16 protein-coding genes and 1 riboswitch are annotated in these 18,494 nt (G+C 67.3%); all 16 genes read left to right on the forward strand.

The window, feature by feature from the left end:
* Nucleotides 1-308 precede the first annotated feature (308 nt).
* Entirely contained in the window at nt 309-1,958 is a 1,650-nt protein-coding gene (gene pgm / locus HBH1_RS17385) for a phosphoglucomutase (alpha-D-glucose-1,6-bisphosphate-dependent) (RefSeq protein WP_102663757.1), read from the forward strand.
* A 196-nt stretch (nt 1,959-2,154) separates the two neighbouring features.
* Nucleotides 2,155-2,493: a hypothetical protein gene (locus HBH1_RS17390; RefSeq protein ID WP_102663758.1), complete on the forward strand. Its 339-nt coding sequence runs from the start codon at nt 2,155-2,157 to the stop codon at nt 2,491-2,493.
* Between the two features lie 61 nt (nt 2,494-2,554).
* The gene (locus tag HBH1_RS25250; RefSeq protein ID WP_006463942.1) at nt 2,555-2,701 is read left to right on the forward strand and encodes a hypothetical protein; all 147 of its coding nucleotides are present in this window, start codon (nt 2,555-2,557) and stop codon (nt 2,699-2,701) included.
* Nucleotides 2,702-3,138: 437 nt separating this feature from the next.
* Complete coding sequence (locus HBH1_RS17395) at nt 3,139-3,879, forward strand: hypothetical protein (RefSeq protein ID WP_233207645.1); 741 nt, start codon at nt 3,139-3,141, stop codon at nt 3,877-3,879.
* 147 nt (nt 3,880-4,026) lie between these two features.
* Nucleotides 4,027-4,626 (forward strand): hypothetical protein, encoded by a 600-nt coding sequence (locus tag HBH1_RS17400; protein WP_233207646.1) that lies wholly within the window; start codon nt 4,027-4,029, stop codon nt 4,624-4,626.
* 39 nt (nt 4,627-4,665) lie between these two features.
* Nucleotides 4,666-4,904: riboswitch (cobalamin riboswitch) on the forward strand.
* Nucleotides 4,905-5,047: 143 nt separating this feature from the next.
* The gene (locus tag HBH1_RS17405; protein ID WP_006463938.1) at nt 5,048-5,254 is read left to right on the forward strand and encodes a CbtB domain-containing protein; all 207 of its coding nucleotides are present in this window, start codon (nt 5,048-5,050) and stop codon (nt 5,252-5,254) included.
* 10 nt (nt 5,255-5,264) lie between these two features.
* Nucleotides 5,265-6,026 (forward strand): CbtA family protein, encoded by a 762-nt coding sequence (locus tag HBH1_RS17410; protein ID WP_102663760.1) that lies wholly within the window; start codon nt 5,265-5,267, stop codon nt 6,024-6,026.
* Between the two features lie 63 nt (nt 6,027-6,089).
* On the forward strand, nt 6,090-6,431 hold the full coding sequence (locus HBH1_RS17415; RefSeq protein ID WP_166757936.1) for a (2Fe-2S) ferredoxin domain-containing protein: 342 nt from the start codon (nt 6,090-6,092) through the stop codon (nt 6,429-6,431).
* Nucleotides 6,424-10,572, forward strand: coding sequence for a cobaltochelatase subunit CobN (locus tag HBH1_RS17420; protein WP_102663762.1), 4,149 nt, complete (start codon nt 6,424-6,426; stop codon nt 10,570-10,572). Before HBH1_RS17415 ends, HBH1_RS17420 begins: the two co-directional genes overlap by 8 nt.
* Nucleotides 10,569-12,590, forward strand: coding sequence for a putative cobaltochelatase (locus HBH1_RS17425; protein WP_102663763.1), 2,022 nt, complete (start codon nt 10,569-10,571; stop codon nt 12,588-12,590). Before HBH1_RS17420 ends, HBH1_RS17425 begins: the two co-directional genes overlap by 4 nt.
* Complete coding sequence (locus tag HBH1_RS17430; RefSeq protein WP_102663764.1) at nt 12,536-13,327, forward strand: cobalt-precorrin-7 (C(5))-methyltransferase; 792 nt, start codon at nt 12,536-12,538, stop codon at nt 13,325-13,327. The genes HBH1_RS17425 and HBH1_RS17430 overlap by 55 nt, the downstream gene beginning before the upstream one ends.
* Nucleotides 13,324-14,913, forward strand: a complete 1,590-nt coding sequence (locus HBH1_RS17435) for a precorrin-8X methylmutase (protein ID WP_102663765.1) — start codon at nt 13,324-13,326, stop codon at nt 14,911-14,913. Before HBH1_RS17430 ends, HBH1_RS17435 begins: the two co-directional genes overlap by 4 nt.
* Nucleotides 14,913-16,118 carry a cobalt-precorrin-5B (C(1))-methyltransferase CbiD gene (gene cbiD, locus HBH1_RS17440; RefSeq protein WP_102663766.1) on the forward strand — a complete coding sequence of 402 codons (1,206 nt, stop codon included), beginning with the start codon at nt 14,913-14,915 and terminating at the stop codon, nt 16,116-16,118. The genes HBH1_RS17435 and cbiD overlap by 1 nt, the downstream gene beginning before the upstream one ends.
* The gene (gene cobI / locus HBH1_RS17445) at nt 16,115-16,882 is read left to right on the forward strand and encodes a precorrin-2 C(20)-methyltransferase (RefSeq protein WP_199181615.1); all 768 of its coding nucleotides are present in this window, start codon (nt 16,115-16,117) and stop codon (nt 16,880-16,882) included. The genes cbiD and cobI overlap by 4 nt, the downstream gene beginning before the upstream one ends.
* Nucleotides 16,879-17,655 carry a precorrin-4 C(11)-methyltransferase gene (cobM, locus tag HBH1_RS17450; protein WP_102663767.1) on the forward strand — a complete coding sequence of 259 codons (777 nt, stop codon included), beginning with the start codon at nt 16,879-16,881 and terminating at the stop codon, nt 17,653-17,655. Before cobI ends, cobM begins: the two co-directional genes overlap by 4 nt.
* Nucleotides 17,652-18,488, forward strand: a complete 837-nt coding sequence (locus HBH1_RS17455) for a cobalamin biosynthesis protein (protein WP_102663768.1) — start codon at nt 17,652-17,654, stop codon at nt 18,486-18,488. Before cobM ends, HBH1_RS17455 begins: the two co-directional genes overlap by 4 nt.
* Nucleotides 18,489-18,494 lie beyond the last annotated feature (6 nt).

The following is an 18,494-nucleotide window of genomic DNA, read 5'->3' on the forward strand; positions in this document are numbered from 1 at the left end:
ATGTCTGCCTTCAGCTCGCCGGCCTTACCGCCGTCAGCGAATGCGTCCGTGGCTATGCCCGGGCGCATTTTGCGTTGTTGCCGGGCATCATTCTGGAATGATCCTGCAGCCGGTGCATTGATCAAATCGTCGCAGCGACGTGTGCGGAAATGCTGCAATGCGGCAGCGAAGCGTTACAATGCTTGTGATGTTGAAAAAAGAATAAGTTTCGCGGACTGGCACTGCGGTCTTGTGTTGCCTCGCGTTCCCCCCGCGTTCCCCCGCGTTTCCCCGTTTCTACTGCTATCCATTCATCCATAAAAGACACCATGAGTAGCGTCAATCCCCTCGCCGGCAAACGTGCCGCACCTTCCGCCCTGGTCAACCTGCCGGTGCTGCTGTCGAACTATTACAGCCTGCGTCCGGATGTGTCCGTGCCGGCGCACCGGGTCGCCTTCGGTACTTCCGGTCATCGCGGCAACGCCAATGCCCACAGCTTCAACGAGTGGCACGTGCTGGCCATCACCCAGGCCATCTGCGACTACCGCAAGGAGCAGGGCTTCAAGGGGCCGCTGTTCCTCGGCATCGATACCCATGCCTTGTCCGAACCGGCCTGGCACAGCGCGCTGGAGGTGCTGGCGGCCAACGAAGTGGTGACCATGCTGGCCGAGGGCAGCCCCTACGCCCCCACCCCGGCCGTCTCGCATGCCATCCTCACGCACAACCGCGTGCACCGCGACAAGCTGGCCGACGGCATCGTGGTCACGCCGTCCCACAATCCGCCCGACAACGGCGGCTTCAAGTACAACATGCCCAATGGCGGCCCGTCCGACTCCGATGTCACCGGCTGGATCGAAAAGCGCGCCAATGCCTATCTGGAACAGCAGCTCAAGGGCGTGCAGCGCGTCAGCTTCGAAAAGGCCTTGAAGGCCGACACCACGCGCCGCTACGACTACCTCGACAACTACGTCGGCGACCTGCCCAATATCATCGACCTGGCCGCCATCGCCGGTGCCAACGTCAAGATCGGCGTCGATCCGCTGGGCGGCGCCGGTCTGCACTACTGGTCGGCCATTGCCGATCGCTACAAGCTGAACCTGGAAGTGGTCAATACCGATGTCGATGCCAGCTTCCGCTTCGTGCCGCTGGACTGGGACGCACAGATCCGCATGGACCCGTCCTCGCCCTACGCCATGAGCGAACTGATTGCCTTGAAGGATCGCTTCGATGTGGCCATGGCCTGCGATACCGACCATGACCGTCATGGCATCGTCGCCAAGAGCACGGGCCTGCTGCCGGCCAATGACTATCTCTCGGTGGCGGTGTACTACCTGTTCCGTCATCGCCCGGCATGGCGTGCCGATGCTGCCGTCGGCAAGACGCTGGTGTCCAGCCAGATGATCAATCGCGTGGCCGATCATCTGGGCCGCAAGCTGCTGGAAATGCCGGTCGGTTTCAAGTGGTTCGTGGATGGGCTGTATGACGGCAGCCTGGCCTTCGGCTGCGAGGAAAGCGCCGGCGCCTCCTTCGTGCGCTTCGACGGCCAGCCCTGGAGCACCGACAAGGACGGTATCACCGCCGCCCTGCTGGCGGCCGAGATGACGGCCCGCACCGGCAACGACCCGGGCCAGATCTACGCCGACCTGACCCGGCAACTGGGCGCGCCCCTGAACGGCCGCAAGGAAGCCGCCGCTACGCCCGAGCAGAAGGCGAGGCTGTCGCGCCTGTCACCGGCCGATGTCAGTTCCACCGAACTGGCTGGCGAACCGATCCGCGAAGTGATGACCACGGCGCCGGCCAACGGCAAGGCCTTCGGCGGCCTGAAGATCGTCACCGACAACGGCTGGTTTGCTGCCCGTCCGTCCGGCACCGAGAACATCTACAAGATCTACGGCGAGAGCTTCCGCGACCAGACCCACCTGGACAAGATCTTTGCCGAAGCCCAGGAAATCGTCAGCCGCGCCCTCAAGGAGGATTGAATCGGCAGGCCCTAGCACCCTCAGGCCGTCTCAGCGCCGCCATCCTCATCGGGGATGGCGGCTTTTTATTTTCCGTTGACGGTTGTTTTCCGTCCTTCCTACAGGGGAATCGGCCGATGTCTGGCTGAGAGCGGGGCGCGGGCTTCGTAAGATGAGTCATTCCATTATTCCATTCCAGCCCGGCAAGGAGGATCGCATGGAACAGTCTCATTCCCACCCGTCGGCCGCGCCTGAAGCGGCCTTGCTCAGGCCGCCCGGTAGCGTGGCGGGCGTTAAGCCTGAAGATACTGCACTGTCTTCGACCGTGCCGCATCCTGGCCAGGTAGAACCCGACGGCACCGAGGACCCATGGTCCAACGCCGACGATGGCGTGCTACCCGAACAGCCGGCACCCGGTGCCGACCCACCCCCCGTTTTTCCCAAGGAGAATCACATGCACAAGCCCCAGGACACTCCCCCGGTGGAAGTCCCGCCACTGGACCCGACGCCGCCGCAGGATCCGATTCCTCACCAGAACCCCACTGCACAGCGCTGATTTCACCAGGAGCTCGCGCTGCGGCGAGCAGCGTGCCATCGACATCGTCCAAGGAGGCCCATTGAATATCGCCCTGCATACGCCCCAGGAAACCCCGCCTGCGCACGACCCGCATCTGCCCCCGCCGGAGCTGCCGGACGACGATCCGGTCCCGGTGGAAGATCCGCCACTGAACCCGCGCCCGTCCGACAAGCCGATACGGATGTAGGGCTGGGATGTAGCGCTGGTCAGCGTCATGCTGGCCTCATGAGTACACTGCAGGCGCCGCCGGATCCGGCCGCGCCTGCATTTTTCGTCCTTCGGGCAGAAGAGGGCGCAGGAAGACGGACCTCGCGGAGGCCGAACTGCGCATAGCTATTCAGCTTGATAATGTAAAAACTGAAGTAAAAAATCGTCTGCAGGGGCCTGCAGCTGGTCAGCGTGAATTCTGAATCACGGTGACCGCGAACGGCTTGCATCGAAACCTTGCGTCATTCAGACAATTCCCATGTCAAGTGCCTTACAACTGTGAAAACATGCCGTTTTGGCAGCAGGTACGGACGGATCGGGCAGGGCAGCTTGCAGCATCGCTGGTAACACTTCCCACAGGCATCCATCCCGGTTTTCCGGCTGACCACCCCCCGTTTTCACAGAGGAGTGCAGGCCTTGTCCGACGATTATCAGCTACCCATTGCCCCCGGGCACCCGGGCCACCCTGGCCGCCGTCGCAGTCACCGTCGGCACCTGCTTCAGACCCTTACACCGCTTTACGTGCTGATCCGCGCCACCGGCCTGGCCAGTGCCGATGGCTTGTGCCAGGTGATGTGCGAGCGCACCCGCGACAATGGCAACGGCCCCGGCACCAACGCCATGGTGGTCTACCTTTCTCCCTTCGAGGCCTGTATCGACGCCGCCTGGCATGCCCTGGCGCCCGACCGTTACGAGGTCATGGCAGCCTCCGCCTTCACCCCTGACGAACTGCTGATCTACCAGCCGGAACGCTTGCCTTACTGCCTGCACGTGGCCTGGGGCGCCCACGACGGTCAGTTGGTGGTGCGTCGCGATGGCGGGCTGTTGCGCCTGTCCTCGGCGCACAGCGCAGTGATATCGCCCCTGATCGATGCCATCCATCTGCGCATCGAGCTGCCTGTGCTGGAATGCCATGAACGCCTGTGGGAGCAGGCTGGCCTGTTCGCCCACGCCGAATCGCACGCCCGGATGCTGGCCGCCAGCGACGCCGAGCGTCACCGCCAGGCGCTGCAGGCCATCCGGCGCATCCCGGGCACGGCGCGACCGGGGCAGCCGGTCAATCAGGTCGCGCTCTACGATGTCGAGTCGGCGCAATGGCATTTCGTGGCCCTGAAACTGTTCGAGGGCATCATCCAGGAGCCGCGTTCAGGGCGTTAGGCGTGGCATCCATCTGGTCAGGCAGGCTTTCCTCATGTTCATTCAGAATTTTCTGATATGAAAGAAAATTCACATCTGCAACGATGGCGGCGAATCCGGGGCTGGGTGTGCCAGTGCCGTCCTGTTGCACGATCTTGGAGCCAGTTCTTGACCTGCTGCACCCGCTGCACCTGCTGCCTTAACGCTGTCTGTCGCTGGTGCGTACCGCTGCGGCGTTCGGTACCACTGGCCCTGCTGTTCATCTGCATGGTGGCCAGTCCGGCCGCCCCGTCCTTGCCGGATGTGGTGCTGGATACCTGTCTGAGCGTCGACCGCATCGGCCACGGCCAGGTCGGCGTCGACCCTATCGCCGGCCGGGTGCAGATGCTGGAGCAGGGCCCGTTGTCGCCCTACCGCCTCTACCTGCCCGATGGCGACAACTCCCGCTGGCGCATCGGCTATGCCAGCGGCAACCCCGGCGCCGGTGATTACCTCTTCGTCAATTCCCATCGCGGCTACATCGACCGCGCCATCGCCCTCGGCGCGGAGACAGCGTCCACCGTGCAGCGGCCGCAGGAGGCCTCCTTCGCCCTGCTGAGCCACCTGGGCCAGCGCTACCTCTGCCTGATGGAACTGCGCGGAGAACGGGGCGGCAGGCAACTCCGTGCGGTCTTCGTGGGACGTATCCCGTTCGGCATGGGCGGCGACCTCCATCTCTACTACAAACTGGCCACCCCGCCGCCAGCCACGACCGACCCGGCCCGCTGAGCGCCGTGTTGCCCAACCGGCCCCCCGCCTTTATACTTCGCCCCTAGCATTGCTTCTGGTATCCCGCGCGCAGCCGCGCCAGGGATTCAAACGGGAAGCCGGTGCGGCCCACGCGACCACGTGCGGCCAATGCCGGCGCTGCCCCCGCAACGGTAAGCGAGGAAGGACACGCACTACGCCACTGTGCCTGAGCATGGGAAGGCGCCTGTCCGCGAAGCCTCAGACCTTGAGACTTCATCCCGCCAGCCCGGAGACCGGCCAGTGGCAAATTCTTCAATGATTCGCGGAGGGCGATCATGCGGACAGCTTCCATCATGTTTCCGAGCAGGCCCTGGCCAGCGTCGTCCGTGGACGACCGGATCGTGCATGGGCGCTTCACGTGTGGCTTTCTCCGTTCCATCCATCCAGCCAAGGAACGCGCATGTCCACCACCTCCGGTCTCAATGCCAGCAGCACCACTTCATCCTCCCACGCCGGCAGCCATGTCTGGCGCGATCGCATCGCGCCGTCGCTGCTGGCCTTTGTGCTGGGCGTGGCCCTGATCTACGGTGCCGGCTTCGCCTCCAAGGTCGAGCTGCACAATGCCGCCCACGACGGGCGCCATTCGGCCGGTTTCCCCTGCCATTGAGGAGCGTGCAATGAACTGGACCGTCTTCCGGCGCATGGCGTCGGCCGTGGTGGTGGCAGGCGCCTTGTCGGGCGTGCTGCTGTCGGGTGTGCAGCAATTCCAGGTCGAAAAGATCATCCTCCAGGCCGAGCAGTATGAAAAAGCGGCCGAAGAGGCTGCCCCGGCCGCCGCCGCTACCCATGACCATGATCATGATGCCGCCCCGGCGCATGAGCATGCGGCCGGCACCCCGGCCCATAGTCACGGCGATGCACATGAGCACGACCCCAACGCCTGGGAGCCGGCTGACGGCGCCGAACGCACCGGCTATACCGTGCTGGCCAACGTCAGCATGGCAGTCGGCTTCGCCCTGATGCTGGTGGCCGCCTTTGCCATCAGCGGTCGCCGTGTCGGCTGGCGCAGCGGCCTGCTGTGGGGCCTGGCCGGCTATGGCGTGTTCTTTGTCGCGCCCTCGCTGGGCCTGCCGCCGGAAGTGCCGGGCACCCTGGCCGCGCCCCTCCACGCACGCCAGTTGTGGTGGGTGATGACGGCGGTCATGACCGCCGCCAGCCTGGGGCTGTTCGTGTTCGGCCGTGGCTGGTGGTGGAAGGTCCTGGCCGTACTGCTGCTGGTGGTGCCGCACCTGGTCGGCGCGCCGCAACCCGAGCTGCATGGCAGTGCCGCGCCGGAAGAGCTGGCGCAAGCCTTCATCCGCGCCACCGCCATGGCCAATGCCGTGTTCTGGCTGGCCCTGGGCGGCCTGACCGGTTTCTTCTACCGCCGGTTCGGTTGAACCGTCTGGCGTTGGCTGTCCGGCCAACGCCGATAGCGTCGCGGCGCCTCTGAAAGTGAAGCAATGAGAACTCATCACCGCCACGTGCTCATGTGCGTCGGCCCGCGCTGCACCGAGAACGGTGTCCTGGCCGAAGCCATGTTCGGCGTCCTGGGCGAGCAGATCGACGCCCGTCCCGACTTGCGCGTCAAGCGCACCCGCACCCATTGCATGGTGGCCTGCAAGGCCCAGGCGCCGGTGGTGGTGGTCTATCCCGAAGGGGTGTGGTACCGCTGCGAAGACGCCAGCGCCATCGAGCGCGTGGTGGTGGAACACCTCGAAGGCGGACGCGAAGTCAGCGACCTGGTCTTCCATCGCCTGGGCAGCGGCGACGTCCATCCCGAACCGGAGCGCAGCGATGTCTGAATCAGCCACTTCAGCGACCTCAGCCGCCCGTCCGCAGATCGTCCTGCTCACCCACGCCCCGACCGATCTGGCCATGCTGGCCGCCGCCCGCAGCCAGTTGCCGGCGGACTTTCCCCCGGTGGCCGGCTACGACCTGCAAGGCCTGCACGCTGACACCGATGAACACGGGCAGCCGCGCCGCACCCTGGCTGACATGCTGCGCGAAGAGCTGTCGGCGGCGCAGGTGATCGTGCTGCGCATCCTTGGCCGTCTGGGCGCCGTCAATGGCCTGCCCGAGCTGCTGCGCGTGGCGCGTGCCGAGGGCCGGCAGCTGATCCTGCTGTCCGGCACCGGCGAGCCCGATGCCGAACTGGCCGCCGCCTCCACCGCGCCGGTCGATGCGCAGCAGCAGGCGCTGGCCTATTTCAACGGCGGCGGCAGCGTCAACCTGGCGCAGATGCTGCGCTGCCTGTCCGACCGCCTGCTGCTGAGCGGCTACGGCTATGCACCGGCACAGGCACTCCCCGAACACGGCCTCTACCATCCCGACCTGGAGCAGGATGCCGGCATCGCCGACTGGCTGACCCTGCGCGCCCGCGCGCCCGCCGGCAAGCCGGCCGTGGGCATCATCTTTTACCGGGCGCACTGGCTCTCGGGCAATACCGGTTTCATCGACGCGCTGGTGGCCGCGCTGGAAGCCCGCGGACTGGACGTGCTGCCAGTCTTCACGTCCTCGCTGCGGGTGTCGGCCGCCAGCGGCGCCGCCTTGCCACCCGCGCTGCAATACTTCGGCGCCGGCCAGGTGGACCTGATCATCAACACCACCTCTTTCGCCATGGGCGAGATCACCGCCGGTGGCGTCACTCCGGCCGGCTGGTCGGTCTCGGTACTGGAACAGCTGGACCTGCCGGTACTGCAAGCCATCACCAGCGGCATGACGCAAGACCAGTGGCAGCATTCCACGCGCGGCATGAACCCGCTGGACGCCGCCATGAACGTGGTGCTACCCGAGTTCGATGGCCGCATCATCGGCGTGCCGCTGTCCTTCAAGGAAGTCACCGACAGCGGCGCTGTGCAGTACCGGGCGCTGCCGGACCGCGTGCATCGCATCGCCGGCCTAGCGCAGCGGCTGGTGCGCCTGCGCACCACGCCCAATGCGCACAAGCGCATCGCCTTCATCTTCACCAATTCCAGCAGCAAGGCCGCGCAGATCGGCAATGCCGTCGGGCTGGACGCACCGGAGTCCTTGATGGCCGTGCTGCGCGCCCTGCAGGCCGACGGCTACGCCATCGCCGACCTGCCGGCCAGCGGTACCGCGCTGATCCATGAACTGGTGGACCGCTGTTCCTACGACGACATCCTGCTCACCGAAGACCAGTTGCGTCGCGCCGCCGCCCGCATTCCCGCTGCCCGTTACGCGCAATGGTTCGCCGCCTTGCCCTCGGCCCTGCAGGCCAGGATGGAGCGCCAGTGGGGTGCCGCGCCCGGCCAGGCCTATGTGCATGAGCAGCACCTGGCCATCGCCGGCCTCGACCTGGGCCATGCCTTCGTCGCCCTGCAACCGCCCCGTGGCTACGGCATGGACCCGGACGCCATCTACCACCAGCCCGACCTGCCGCCCACCCATCACTACTACGCCCTGTACCGCTGGCTGGACGAAGAGTGGGGCGCCGACGCCATCGTCCACGTCGGCAAGCACGGCACGCTGGAATGGCTGCCCGGCAAGGGCGTGGGCCTGTCCGAGGAGTGCTTCCCCGATGCGCTGCTGGGCGACCTGCCGCTGTTCTATCCCTTCATCATCAACGACCCCGGCGAGGGCTCGCAGGCCAAGCGCCGCGCCCACGCCGTGGTGGTGGACCATCTGACGCCGCCGATGACCACCGCCGACAGCTATGGCGCGCTGGCCGAGCTGACGCAACTGGTGGACGAGTATTACCAGGTCGAAGTGCTGGACCCGGCCAAGCTGCCGCTGCTGCAGCAGCAGATCTGGGAACTGGTGCGGCAGACCAACCTGGATACCGACCTGCAGTACAAGCTGCTGCATCACGACCATGATCATGACCACGATCACGGCCATGGACATGCACACCACCATCACCATCATGGCGATCATGCTCACCACGATCATGATCACGACCACCCGCACGAAGACGGCGAACTCCCGCACGCCCTGACCGAACTGGACGGCGCCGGCGTGGCGCACCTGATCGAGGATCTGGACGGCTACCTCTGCGAACTGGGCGCGGCGCAGATCCGCGACGGCCTGCACATCCTCGGCCGCATGCCCGATCAGGCACAGATGCCCGACATGCTGGTGGCCCTGGTCCGCCTGCCCAATCAGGACCTGCCGGGTCTGCAGGAAGAGGTGGCACGGTTGTTCGGCCTGTCGCTGGACATGCTGCTGGAACACAAGGGCCGTCGCCTCAACATCGACGACGCCCTGGCCCGTTGCGCCGGTCGCGCCATCGTCACCCGCGCCGATGCGCTGGAGGCCATCGACGCCCTGTGCCTTGCGCTGATGCAGGCTCTGCAGCAGCAGAACTTCGCCGTCCACTCCATCGACCGCGTACTCAAAACCGTCTTCGCGGCGCTGGAGCAGGCCAGTCCCGAGCAGCGACCGCGCCTGCAACCCGCCCTGGGCAAGAGCGCCGGCAGCGTGCTGGGCGGCATGCGCGCGCTGGCCCGTCCATCGGCTGCGCCGGTGAAGCGGACCACGCCCCCGGCCGCGCATACGACGCTGGACCAGGCCAGCGGACTGCGCCGTGTGCTGGCCTTCGCCTGCGAACAGCTGGTGCCGCGCCTGCACCAGACCAGCGAAGAAATCGGCAACCTGCTCAGCGGCCTGCGTGGTGGCTACATCCCGGCCGGCCCCAGCGGTTCGCCCACGCGCGGCATGGCGCACATCCTGCCCACCGGCCGCAATTTCTATTCGGTCGATCCGCGCAGCGTCCCTTCGCAATCGGCCTGGCGCGTGGGTCAGCAACTGGCGCGTGAAGTGCTGGCGCGCCATCATCGCGAAAGCGGCGACTACCCGGAAAGCGTGGCCATCAGCATCTGGGGCACCAGCGCCATGCGCACCCACGGCGACGATGTCGCCCAGATTCTGTCGCTGATGGGCGCACGCCCGCTCTGGCGCGCCGGCAACCGGCAAGTGGCCGGGGTCGAGCTGGTACCGCTGGAAGAATTGCAGCGCCCGCGCATCGACGTCACCACCCGTATCAGCGGCTTCTTCCGCGACGCCTTCCCGCAGTTGATCGAACTCATCGACGACGCCGTGCAACTGGCCATCGCCGCCGACGAGCCGGAACACATGAACTTCGTGCGCAAGCACTACCTGCGCGACCTGCAGCAGGGCCTGCAAACCGGGCTGGGCCAGGCCGAGGCCGCCACCCAGGCGGCCTACCGCGTCTTCGGCGCCAAGCCCGGCAGCTACGGCGCCGGCATCCTGCCCCTGATCCAGGAAAAGAACTGGCAGGACCAGGCCGATTTCGCCGAGGCCTACATCAACTGGGGCGGCTTCGCCTATGGCCGCAAGGTGCAGGGCGCCGACCAGCGCGAGGCCTTCCGCCAGCGCCTGGCCGGGGTGCAGGTGGCCCTGCATAACCAGGACAATCGCGAGCACGACATCTTCGACTGCGATGACTACCTGCAGTACCACGGCGGCATGATCGCCACCATCCGCGCCCTGTCGGGCCAGCAGCCGCGCCATTACTTCGGCGACAGCCATGACCCGCAACGCGCCGCCGTGCGTGACCTGAAGGAAGAGACCCTGCGCGTCTTCCGCGCCCGGGTGGTCAATCCCAAGTGGCTGGCCAGCATCCGTCGCCATGGCTACAAAGGTGGCCTGGAACTGACCGCCACCGTCGATTACCTGTTCGGCTACGACGCCACCGCCCAGGTGCTGGACGACTGGATGTACCAACAACTGGCCGAGACCTATGGTTTCGACCCGGCCATGCGTGAATTCCTGGAACAGGCCAACCCCTGGGCCCAGAACGCCATCGCCGAGCGCCTGCTGGAAGCCGCCAGTCGCGGCATGTGGCAGGAGCCGGATGCGCAAACGCTGGAACGATTGCGCGCCCTCTACCTGCACAGCGAAACCCTGCTCGAAGCCCGTGGCGAAACCGTGCGTGGCAGTGAACACACCAAGGACATGCAATGAGCGCGGCCCACCACCATCACCATCCTGGCTATCCCTTTTCAGCCATCGTCGGCCAGCCCCTGCTGAAAGAAGCGCTGCTGCTGTGCGCCGTCGATCCCGGCATCGGCGGCGTACTGGTGCGCGGCGACAAGGGAACCGCCAAGAGCACCGCGGCACGCGGCCTGACCCAGGTGCTGACGGCCATCCTGCGCACGCCCGGTTGCGCCTTCAACTGCGCGCCCGGCCAGCCCGCTGCGGCCTGTGCGGTCTGCAGCGCGCAGGAGCCACCCACCGCCACGCTGGCCGAGGTTCCCTTCGTCACCTTGCCGCTGGGCGCCACCGAAGACCGCGTACTGGGCTCGCTGGACCTGCAGCTAGCCCTGCAGGGCGGCCAGCGCGCCTTCCAGCCGGGGCTGCTGGCGGCGGCCCATCGCGGCATCCTCTATATCGATGAAGTCAACCTGTTGGCCGATCACCTGGTCGATGTCCTGCTGGACGTGGCCGCCATGGGCGTCAATGCGGTACAGAGAGAAGGGCTGTCGGTCAGCCATCCGGCGCGCTTCACCCTGATCGGCACCATGAACCTGGAGGAGGGCGACCTGCGCCCGCAACTGCTGGACCGCTTCGGCCTGATGGTGGAAGTGACGGCGCCCACCGACAAGTCAGTACGCGCCGAGGTGGTGCGCCGACGCATCGCCTACGAGGCCGACCCGCAGGCCTTCACCAGCCAGTGGCAGGCCCAGCAGGATGCCCTGCGCGCCCAGGTGGCCCAGGCCCAGCGCCTGCTGCCCGGCGTGGCGCTGGACGACGCCATGCTGGAGCTGATCAGCCATCTCTGCTGCGAGTTCGAGGTGGCCAGCCTGCGCGCCGACATCGTCATGCACAAGACCGCCCGCGCCATCGCCGCCCTGCAGGCGCGCGCGCGCGTGACGCCCGACGACGTGCGCGCCGCCGCGCTCCTGGTGTTGCCACACCGCCGTCGCCGCAAGCCTTTCGAACAGAGCGGCATGGACCAGGACAAGCTCGACGATCTGGTCGATCAGGCGCGACAGGCGCAGGGGGAAAGCCAGGGGCAGGGCAGCGCAGGCGCACCACCCGATACCGCCCCGGATGAACAGGAAGGGCAGGAACCGCAGGATCAGCAAGAGCAGCAAGAACAACAGAATGGAGAAGGCGAGGGTGCCCAGCAGACCTTCGCCATCGGCGCCGCCGGTCCGGCCCGCAAGATCAGCGTGGTCACGCCCACCACGAGCTTTCCGGCCTCCACGACCAGCGGCCGCCGCAGCGCGGTGGCCGACGCCAGCCGGGGCAGCGCCCTGCGCGCCGTGCCGGACGCCAATCCGGATCGCCTGGCCGTCGGTGCTACACTGCGCAGCGCCGCCGTACGGGCTGCCCTGGCAGGCGAGGGCGGCGAGCGCCTGCAGGTCACCCGCGAAGACCTGCATCGCCAGGTGCGCAGCGGCCGAGGCGCCAACCTGATCGTCTTCGTGGTCGATGCCTCCGGCTCCATGGCCGCGCAGCGCCGCATGGAAGCGGTCAAGGGCGCCGTGCTGGCGCTGCTGACGGACGCCTACCAGCGTCGCGACCAACTGGCCGTGATCGGCTTCCGTGGTGAACAGGCGCAACTGCTGCTGGCCCCCACCCGCAGTGCCGACCTGGCCGAGCAGGGCCTGCGCGAACTGCCCACCGGCGGACGCACGCCACTGCCGCACGCGCTGCAACTGGCGGCGCAACTGCTGCAGCAGACCAGCCAGGCCAGCGATGAGCTGCCGCCGCTGCTGGTGATCCTGTCCGACGGCAAGGCGAATGTGAGCCTGCCCGGCAGCCAGGGCGACGCCTGGACGCAGACCCTGGAAGCGGCCGCCAACCTGGCCGCGCAAGCCATACCGGCGCTGGTGCTCGATACCGAATCGGGCTACCTGCGCCTGGGCCGTGCGGCCCAACTGGCCGAGGCGCTGGGTGCGCCCTGCCTGACCCTGGAACAATTGACCGGCGACGCCCTGGCGTTGACCGTGCGCGCCCAGCTGGGCAAGCGCTGAAAGGAAAGACCATGATCATCTGTATCGGCGCCGGCCCCGGCGACCACTCCTATCTCACCCTGCGCGGCGCCGAACTGATCCGCAACGCCGACGTGGTGGCCGGCTTCAACGCCGTGGTGGACGTGGTCAAGGAACTGATCCCCGCCAGCGCCCAGGTGGTGCTCATGGGCTACCGCGACCAGGTCGCCAAGCTCGACGAAGTGGCGGCCCTGCATCACGCCGGCAAGCGCTGCGTGGTGGTCTTCATGGGAGACATCCACTTCAGCGGCTTCCAGTACCTGGAACGCGTGGAACGCGCCTGCGGCCATCGGGTGGAAACCCTGCCCGGCATTTCCTCGGCCCAGATCCTGGCCTCCCGCGCCCACGTCTGCTTCGACGAGACCACCTTCATCACCTTCCACCGCCGTGGCGACCTGGAACCCTTCAAGCGCCATCTGGTGCATGTCCTCAATGACGGTCGCAATGCCATCGTCATCCCTTGCCCCTGGGATGCGGCGCGTTCCTTCATGCCGCGCCACATCGCCAGCTATCTGCTGCAGCAGGGCGTCAGTCCCGATCACCCCACCGAGGTCTGGGAAAACCTGACCCGGGGCGACGCCGAATGGCACGGCAAGCTGGCCGATTGCGCGGATGTCGAATTCAGCGACATGAGCATCATGCTCATCCGCACCCTCGCCCCCATGGCCAGCCAGATCGAACCGCCGCCGACAGCTGCGGCGGCAGGAGGAGCGGCATGAAGGAGCTCACCCCGCAGCGGACCAGGTCGGCGGTCGTCATCGCCGGCCACGGCAGCCGCGATCCCGATTCCCTGCGCGAATTCGAGGCGCTGGTGGAACTGGTGCGCCAGCGCGCCCAGGGGCGCATCGTGCGCCACGGCTACCTGGAATTCGCCGCCCCCACGATTGCCGAGGCGGCCGCCGCCTGCGTGGCCGAGGGGGCCACCGAGGTGGCCGTGGTGCCGGGCGTGCTGCTGGGCGCGCGCCATGCCAAGAACGACATGCCGGCCGAACTGCTGGCCCTGGCGCAGGATTACCCGCAGGTCGATTTCCACTTCGGCGCGCCGATGGACCTGCATCCGCTGCTGCTGCAACTGTTGCAGCAACGGGTAGTGGAGGCCGAGGCCAGCTCCGAGGAAATCATCCATCGCAATGACAGTTGCCTGGTGCTGGTCGGCCGTGGCACCACGGACCCCGACGCCAATGGCGAGATCGCCAAACTGGCCCGCATGGTGCAGGAGGGCATGGGTTTCGGCGGCGTCAAGGTCTGTTTCTCCGGCACGGCCACGCCGCTGGTGCGCGACGGCCTGTCGCAGGCCGCCGGCCAGGGCTGGCAGCGCCTGGTGGTGCTGCCGTTCTTCCTCTTCGATGGCGTGCTGGTCAAGCGCATCTATGCCGCCGCCGACGAACAGGCCGCGCGCGAGCCCGGCGTGGAAGTGCTCAAGGCCGCCTACCTGGGCGTGCATGCCCAGGTCGCCGATGTCATGCTGGAGCGCGCCCGCGAGGCCGTCGAAGGTCGCGCCGCGATGAACTGCACCCTGTGCAAGTACCGCGTGCAGATCGTCGGTTTCGAACAGCAGGTCGGCGAGCCGCAGCGCGCCCACCATCTGCAGGTGCGCGATCTGACTGCGCGCGCCCAGTCGGCGGCGATACCGGCGCGCACCGCGCCCTACGTGCCGCATCCCATCGAGGCCGAGAGCATGGAGATCATCCAGGCCGGACGCGACTGGAGCGGCTTCCCGCCGGATCACCTGACCGTGCTGCAGCGCCTCGTACATACCAGCGGTGACTTCGCCGTCGCCGATGAAATCTATTTCTCCGCCGGTGCCGCCCAGGCCGGCATGAAGGCCCTGTTGCGCTGCAAGCGCGTGGTCACCGATGTGACCATGGTGCAGACCGGCCTCAAGCGCGCCGTGCTGGAACAGCTGGGCGTGGAGACCTGGTGCGGCGTGCATGATCCCGAGTCGCACCTGATGGCCCAGAACCTGAGCATGACCCGCTCGGCGGCCGGCATCCGGCGCGCCTGGCAGAAGTTCGGCAACGACATCGTGCTGGCCATCGGCGACGCGCCCACCGCCATCACCGAAGCCGTGCGCCTGATCCGCGAACATGGCTGGCGCCCGCAACTGGTGATCGGCCTGCCGGTCGGCTTTGTCGGCACCCGCGAGAGCAAGGACGAACTGCGCCGTTGCCTGCAGGTGCCGCGCATCACCAACAGCGGCACCCGGGGCGGCTCGCCCTGGGCGGCCAGCGTGGTCAATGCCCTGATGATCGATGCCATCGCCTGGCTGGTGCAGCAGGAAGCGCAAGCCGAAGGCGTGCAGTGATGGACCACCCGGGCGAACTGCAACGCGCCGAATATGACCTGGCCGTGCTCGCCCCCAATGGTCTGCGGCGTGGTCGCAGCACCGGCAGTTGCGCCACGGCGGCGGTACGCGCCGCGCTCTATCGCCTGCTGGGCGGCGTGACGCTGCAACAGACCGACGTCAGCCTGCCCGATGGCCGGCATTACCTGCGCGTGCCGATCAAGGCGGTGCGCATGGTGGAAGAGGGCATGGCCGAAGCCGAAGTCCTCAAGGACGGCGGCGACGATCCCGACAACACCCATGGCGCCACCATCGTCGCCCAGGTGCGGCGCAATGCGCTCGGCGAAGTCCGCTTCTTCGCCGGCGAAGGTGTAGGGACAGCCACCATGCCCGGCCTGCGCGTGGCCGTCGGCGAGCCCGCCATCAACCCGGTGCCGCGTGCCATGATGTGTGCTGCCGTCGCCGAGGTCTGGCAGGAACTGCAGCCCGGTCCGGCCGAAATGCCCGGCTTCGACCTGCACATCGGCTGCCGCGAAGGCCGGGCCATCGCGCCCAAGACCTTCAACCCCAAGCTGGGCATCGTGGGCGGCATCTCCATCCTGGGGACTTCGGGCATCGTCGAACCGATGTCGATGGCCTCCTGGATCGCCTCCATCGAGGTCTATATCCGCGTGGCGCTGGCAGCCTGCACGCCCGGTGACGATAAGGGGGATGCCGTGGCCTACCTGCCGGGCAAGATCGGTCGCGTCTTCGTGGCGCAGACGCTGGGCCTGCCGGACAAGCGCAGCGTGCAGATCGCCAATTTCCTCGGCGATGCGCTGGACTTCACGCAGCAGGCCCTGAGCGAAGAGGGCCGCAGGCTGCCGCTGCTGTGGCTGGCCGGCCATCCGGGCAAGTTGGCCAAGGTGTTGGATGGCGTGTGGAACACCCACTCCAGCAAGAGCAACATGGCCATGCGGGGCGTAGCCCGCGTGGCGCAAGACATGAACGCGGCAGGCGAGGGCGAGCTGTTCCCCCCCGCGCTGCTGCAGCAGATGAAGGAAGCCAATACGGTGGAAGCAATCATAGAGCTGGTCCGCCAGCAGGATGCCGCGCTCTCGCGCCGCCTCTGGAGCGGGATCGAAACCCGCATCGCTGCGCTGGCGCAGGCCCGCGTACCGGCGGTCTCGCGCATCGAAGTGCGTCTGTTCGACCTCGAGGGTCGTCATCTGGGAGCGCTGGCATGACGGATCCCGTGAGCGGTCGCCTGACCGGCATCGGCGTCGGCCCCGGCCCGGCAGGCTACCTGCCGCTGGCGGCGCTGGCTGCATTGCGCAGCGCCGACCTGATCTACATCCCCCGGGCGCGTGGCGCCGACCTGTCGGTCGCCCTGCAGTGCCTGGAAGGCGTGGAGTTCGACCGCAGCCGCCTGCGCGAGATCGAGTTCAACATGGACCCCGACCGCCAGGTCCTGCAAGAACACTACGCCCAGCTGGGCCAGCAGCTGGCGGCGCAACTGCGCGACGGCCAGCAACTGGTGTACCTCACCATCGGCGACGCGCTGACCTACTCGACCTATGGCTACGTACTGGCGGCCGTGCGCGACCTCTATCCGCAATGTGACTACGTCACCTTGCCCGGCATCACCAGCTACGCGGCCGCTGCGGCGGCGCTGGAATGGCCGCTGGGCGTGGGCAAGGAGCGCACCCTGATCCTGCCCTGCCCGGAAGATGCCGCCACCCTGCGTGCCGAGATCGAGAGCCACGACATCGTCGTGCTGATGAAGGTCGGCGCGCGCCTGCCGTGGGTGCTGGACCTGCTGCGCGAGATGGACATCGCCCAACACTGCGGCTTTGCCCGCCGCATCGGCCTGGAAGGCGAGGTACTGGCCAGCGACCTGAGTACGCTCGATGCCGCCGAGGCCAGCGGCTACCTGGCCGTGCTGCTGATCCGCAAGACCCCGCAGGCGCAGCGCCATCGCCCGCCCGCATCATTGAAAGGAAGTGCATGAAAGTCTATTTCGTCGGCGCCGGCCCCGGTGCGGCCGACCTCATCACCCTGCGCGGTGCGCGCCTGCTGGGCCAGGTGCGGATGGTGCTGTATGCCGGCTCGCTGGTACCGACCGCCTTGCTGGAACATTGCCGCGCCGATGCCGAGATCATCGACACCGCCGCGCTCGACCTGGAACAGCAACAGGCCTGCTATGAGCGCGCCCGGGAGCAGGGCATCGACGTCGTGCGCCTGCACTCCGGCGACCCCGCCATCTATGGCGCCACCGCCGAACAGATGCGCCGCCTCGACGCGCTGGGCATCGCCTACGAGGTGGTGCCGGGCGTGTCCTCCTTCACGGCAGCCGCCGCTGCGGTCTCGGCCGAGCTGACCAAGCCCGAGGTATCGCAGAGCGTGATCCTGACCCGCGTCTCCGGCCGCGCCTCGGCCGTGCCGGAATCCGAATCGATCGCCTCCCTGGCCGCGCACCGCGCCACGATGTGCATCTTCCTCTCCGGCCCGCACCTGAAGAAGATCGTCACCGACCTGCTGCTGCACTATCCGCCCGAGACCCCGGTGACCCTGGTCTATCGCGCCACCTGGCCCGAGCAGCGTGTCTACCAGGGACAACTGGATCGCGTGCTGGAAGAGAACAAGCGCGGCGAATGGAACCTGACCACCATGATGCTGGTGGGCGCGGCGCTGGACAAGGCACAGGTGGCCGAGTCCAGCCTCTATTCCAAGGACTTCACGCATCTGTTCCGCGTGGTGAAGAAGAACAAGGACGCCGCATGAACCCGCCGGTCGCCCTGCCTGAACTCGGCCTGTGGCCAGTGCGCGTCGAAGCCGCGCCGCTGGCCATGTACCTGCAGGACAGGCTGGGCGGCCAGTTGGGTCAGCTGCGCCAGTCCTGCCAGTTGTACCAGCCCTGGCTCAATAGCGAGGCAGGCACATCGCAGTCGCAGCGCCAGCAGTTCGCGCTGGCCTATCGCCGCCATCGCCAGTGGATCATGATCGGCGCCACCGGCATCGCCGTACGTTTCCTCGACGGCCTGCCGCAGGACAAGCACAGCGACCCGGCCGTGGTGGTGGTGGATGAAGCGGCCCGCTTCGCCATCTCGCTGCTGGCCGGCCATGAGGGTGGGGCCAACGGCCTGGCCTATCGGGTGGCGCAGGTGACGGGCGCGCAGCCGGTCGTGACCACCGCCACCGAAGCCGTCAAGCCGCTGGTGCTGGGCATAGGCTGCCGGAAGCTGGCTTCGGTCGAACAGATCGGTGCGGCCGTCGCGCAGGCGCTGCAGCAATGCCCCTGCGCCACACTGGCCCAGGTGCGCGAAGTCGCCACCATCGACCTCAAGGCCGAGGAACCCGGCCTGCTGGCCTTCTGCGCCACCCATGGCTTGCCGCTGCGGGTGATCGACCGCGAGCAGATCGCCCAGCGTGCCTGGGTGGGCAAGCCCTCGGAGTGGGTGCGGCAGAACATCGGCGTGGACGGCGTATGTGAACCGGCAGCGCTCATCGCCAGCCCGCGTGGCCGCCTGCTGCTGGGCAAGACGGCGCTGGATGGGGTGACGGTGGCCATCGTGGATGATGGCGAGGGCTGGCGCGCCTTTGTTGAAAATACGTAAATCATT

Origin of the sequence: Herbaspirillum sp. BH-1 (assembly GCF_002870055.1) — a bacterium.
Lineage (GTDB): Bacteria > Pseudomonadota > Gammaproteobacteria > Burkholderiales > Burkholderiaceae_D > Herbaspirillum > Herbaspirillum frisingense.

What these genes read in the sequence shown, in the direction of transcription:
- HBH1_RS17455 (WP_102663768.1), top strand. Translation starts at nt 17,652, where the DNA reads ATGAACCCGCCGGTCGCCCTGCCTGAACTCGGCCTGTGGCCAGTGCGC.
- HBH1_RS17410 (WP_102663760.1), top strand. Translation starts at nt 5,265, where the DNA reads ATGAACTGGACCGTCTTCCGGCGCATGGCGTCGGCCGTGGTGGTGGCA.
- HBH1_RS17420 (WP_102663762.1), top strand. Translation starts at nt 6,424, where the DNA reads ATGTCTGAATCAGCCACTTCAGCGACCTCAGCCGCCCGTCCGCAGATC.
- cbiD (WP_102663766.1), top strand. Translation starts at nt 14,913, where the DNA reads ATGGACCACCCGGGCGAACTGCAACGCGCCGAATATGACCTGGCCGTG.
- cobM (WP_102663767.1), top strand. Translation starts at nt 16,879, where the DNA reads ATGAAAGTCTATTTCGTCGGCGCCGGCCCCGGTGCGGCCGACCTCATC.
- HBH1_RS17405 (WP_006463938.1), top strand. Translation starts at nt 5,048, where the DNA reads ATGTCCACCACCTCCGGTCTCAATGCCAGCAGCACCACTTCATCCTCC.
- pgm (WP_102663757.1), top strand. Translation starts at nt 309, where the DNA reads ATGAGTAGCGTCAATCCCCTCGCCGGCAAACGTGCCGCACCTTCCGCC.
- HBH1_RS17390 (WP_102663758.1), top strand. Translation starts at nt 2,155, where the DNA reads ATGGAACAGTCTCATTCCCACCCGTCGGCCGCGCCTGAAGCGGCCTTG.
- HBH1_RS17415 (WP_166757936.1), top strand. Translation starts at nt 6,090, where the DNA reads ATGAGAACTCATCACCGCCACGTGCTCATGTGCGTCGGCCCGCGCTGC.
- HBH1_RS17435 (WP_102663765.1), top strand. Translation starts at nt 13,324, where the DNA reads ATGAAGGAGCTCACCCCGCAGCGGACCAGGTCGGCGGTCGTCATCGCC.
- cobI (WP_199181615.1), top strand. Translation starts at nt 16,115, where the DNA reads ATGACGGATCCCGTGAGCGGTCGCCTGACCGGCATCGGCGTCGGCCCC.
- HBH1_RS17425 (WP_102663763.1), top strand. Translation starts at nt 10,569, where the DNA reads ATGAGCGCGGCCCACCACCATCACCATCCTGGCTATCCCTTTTCAGCC.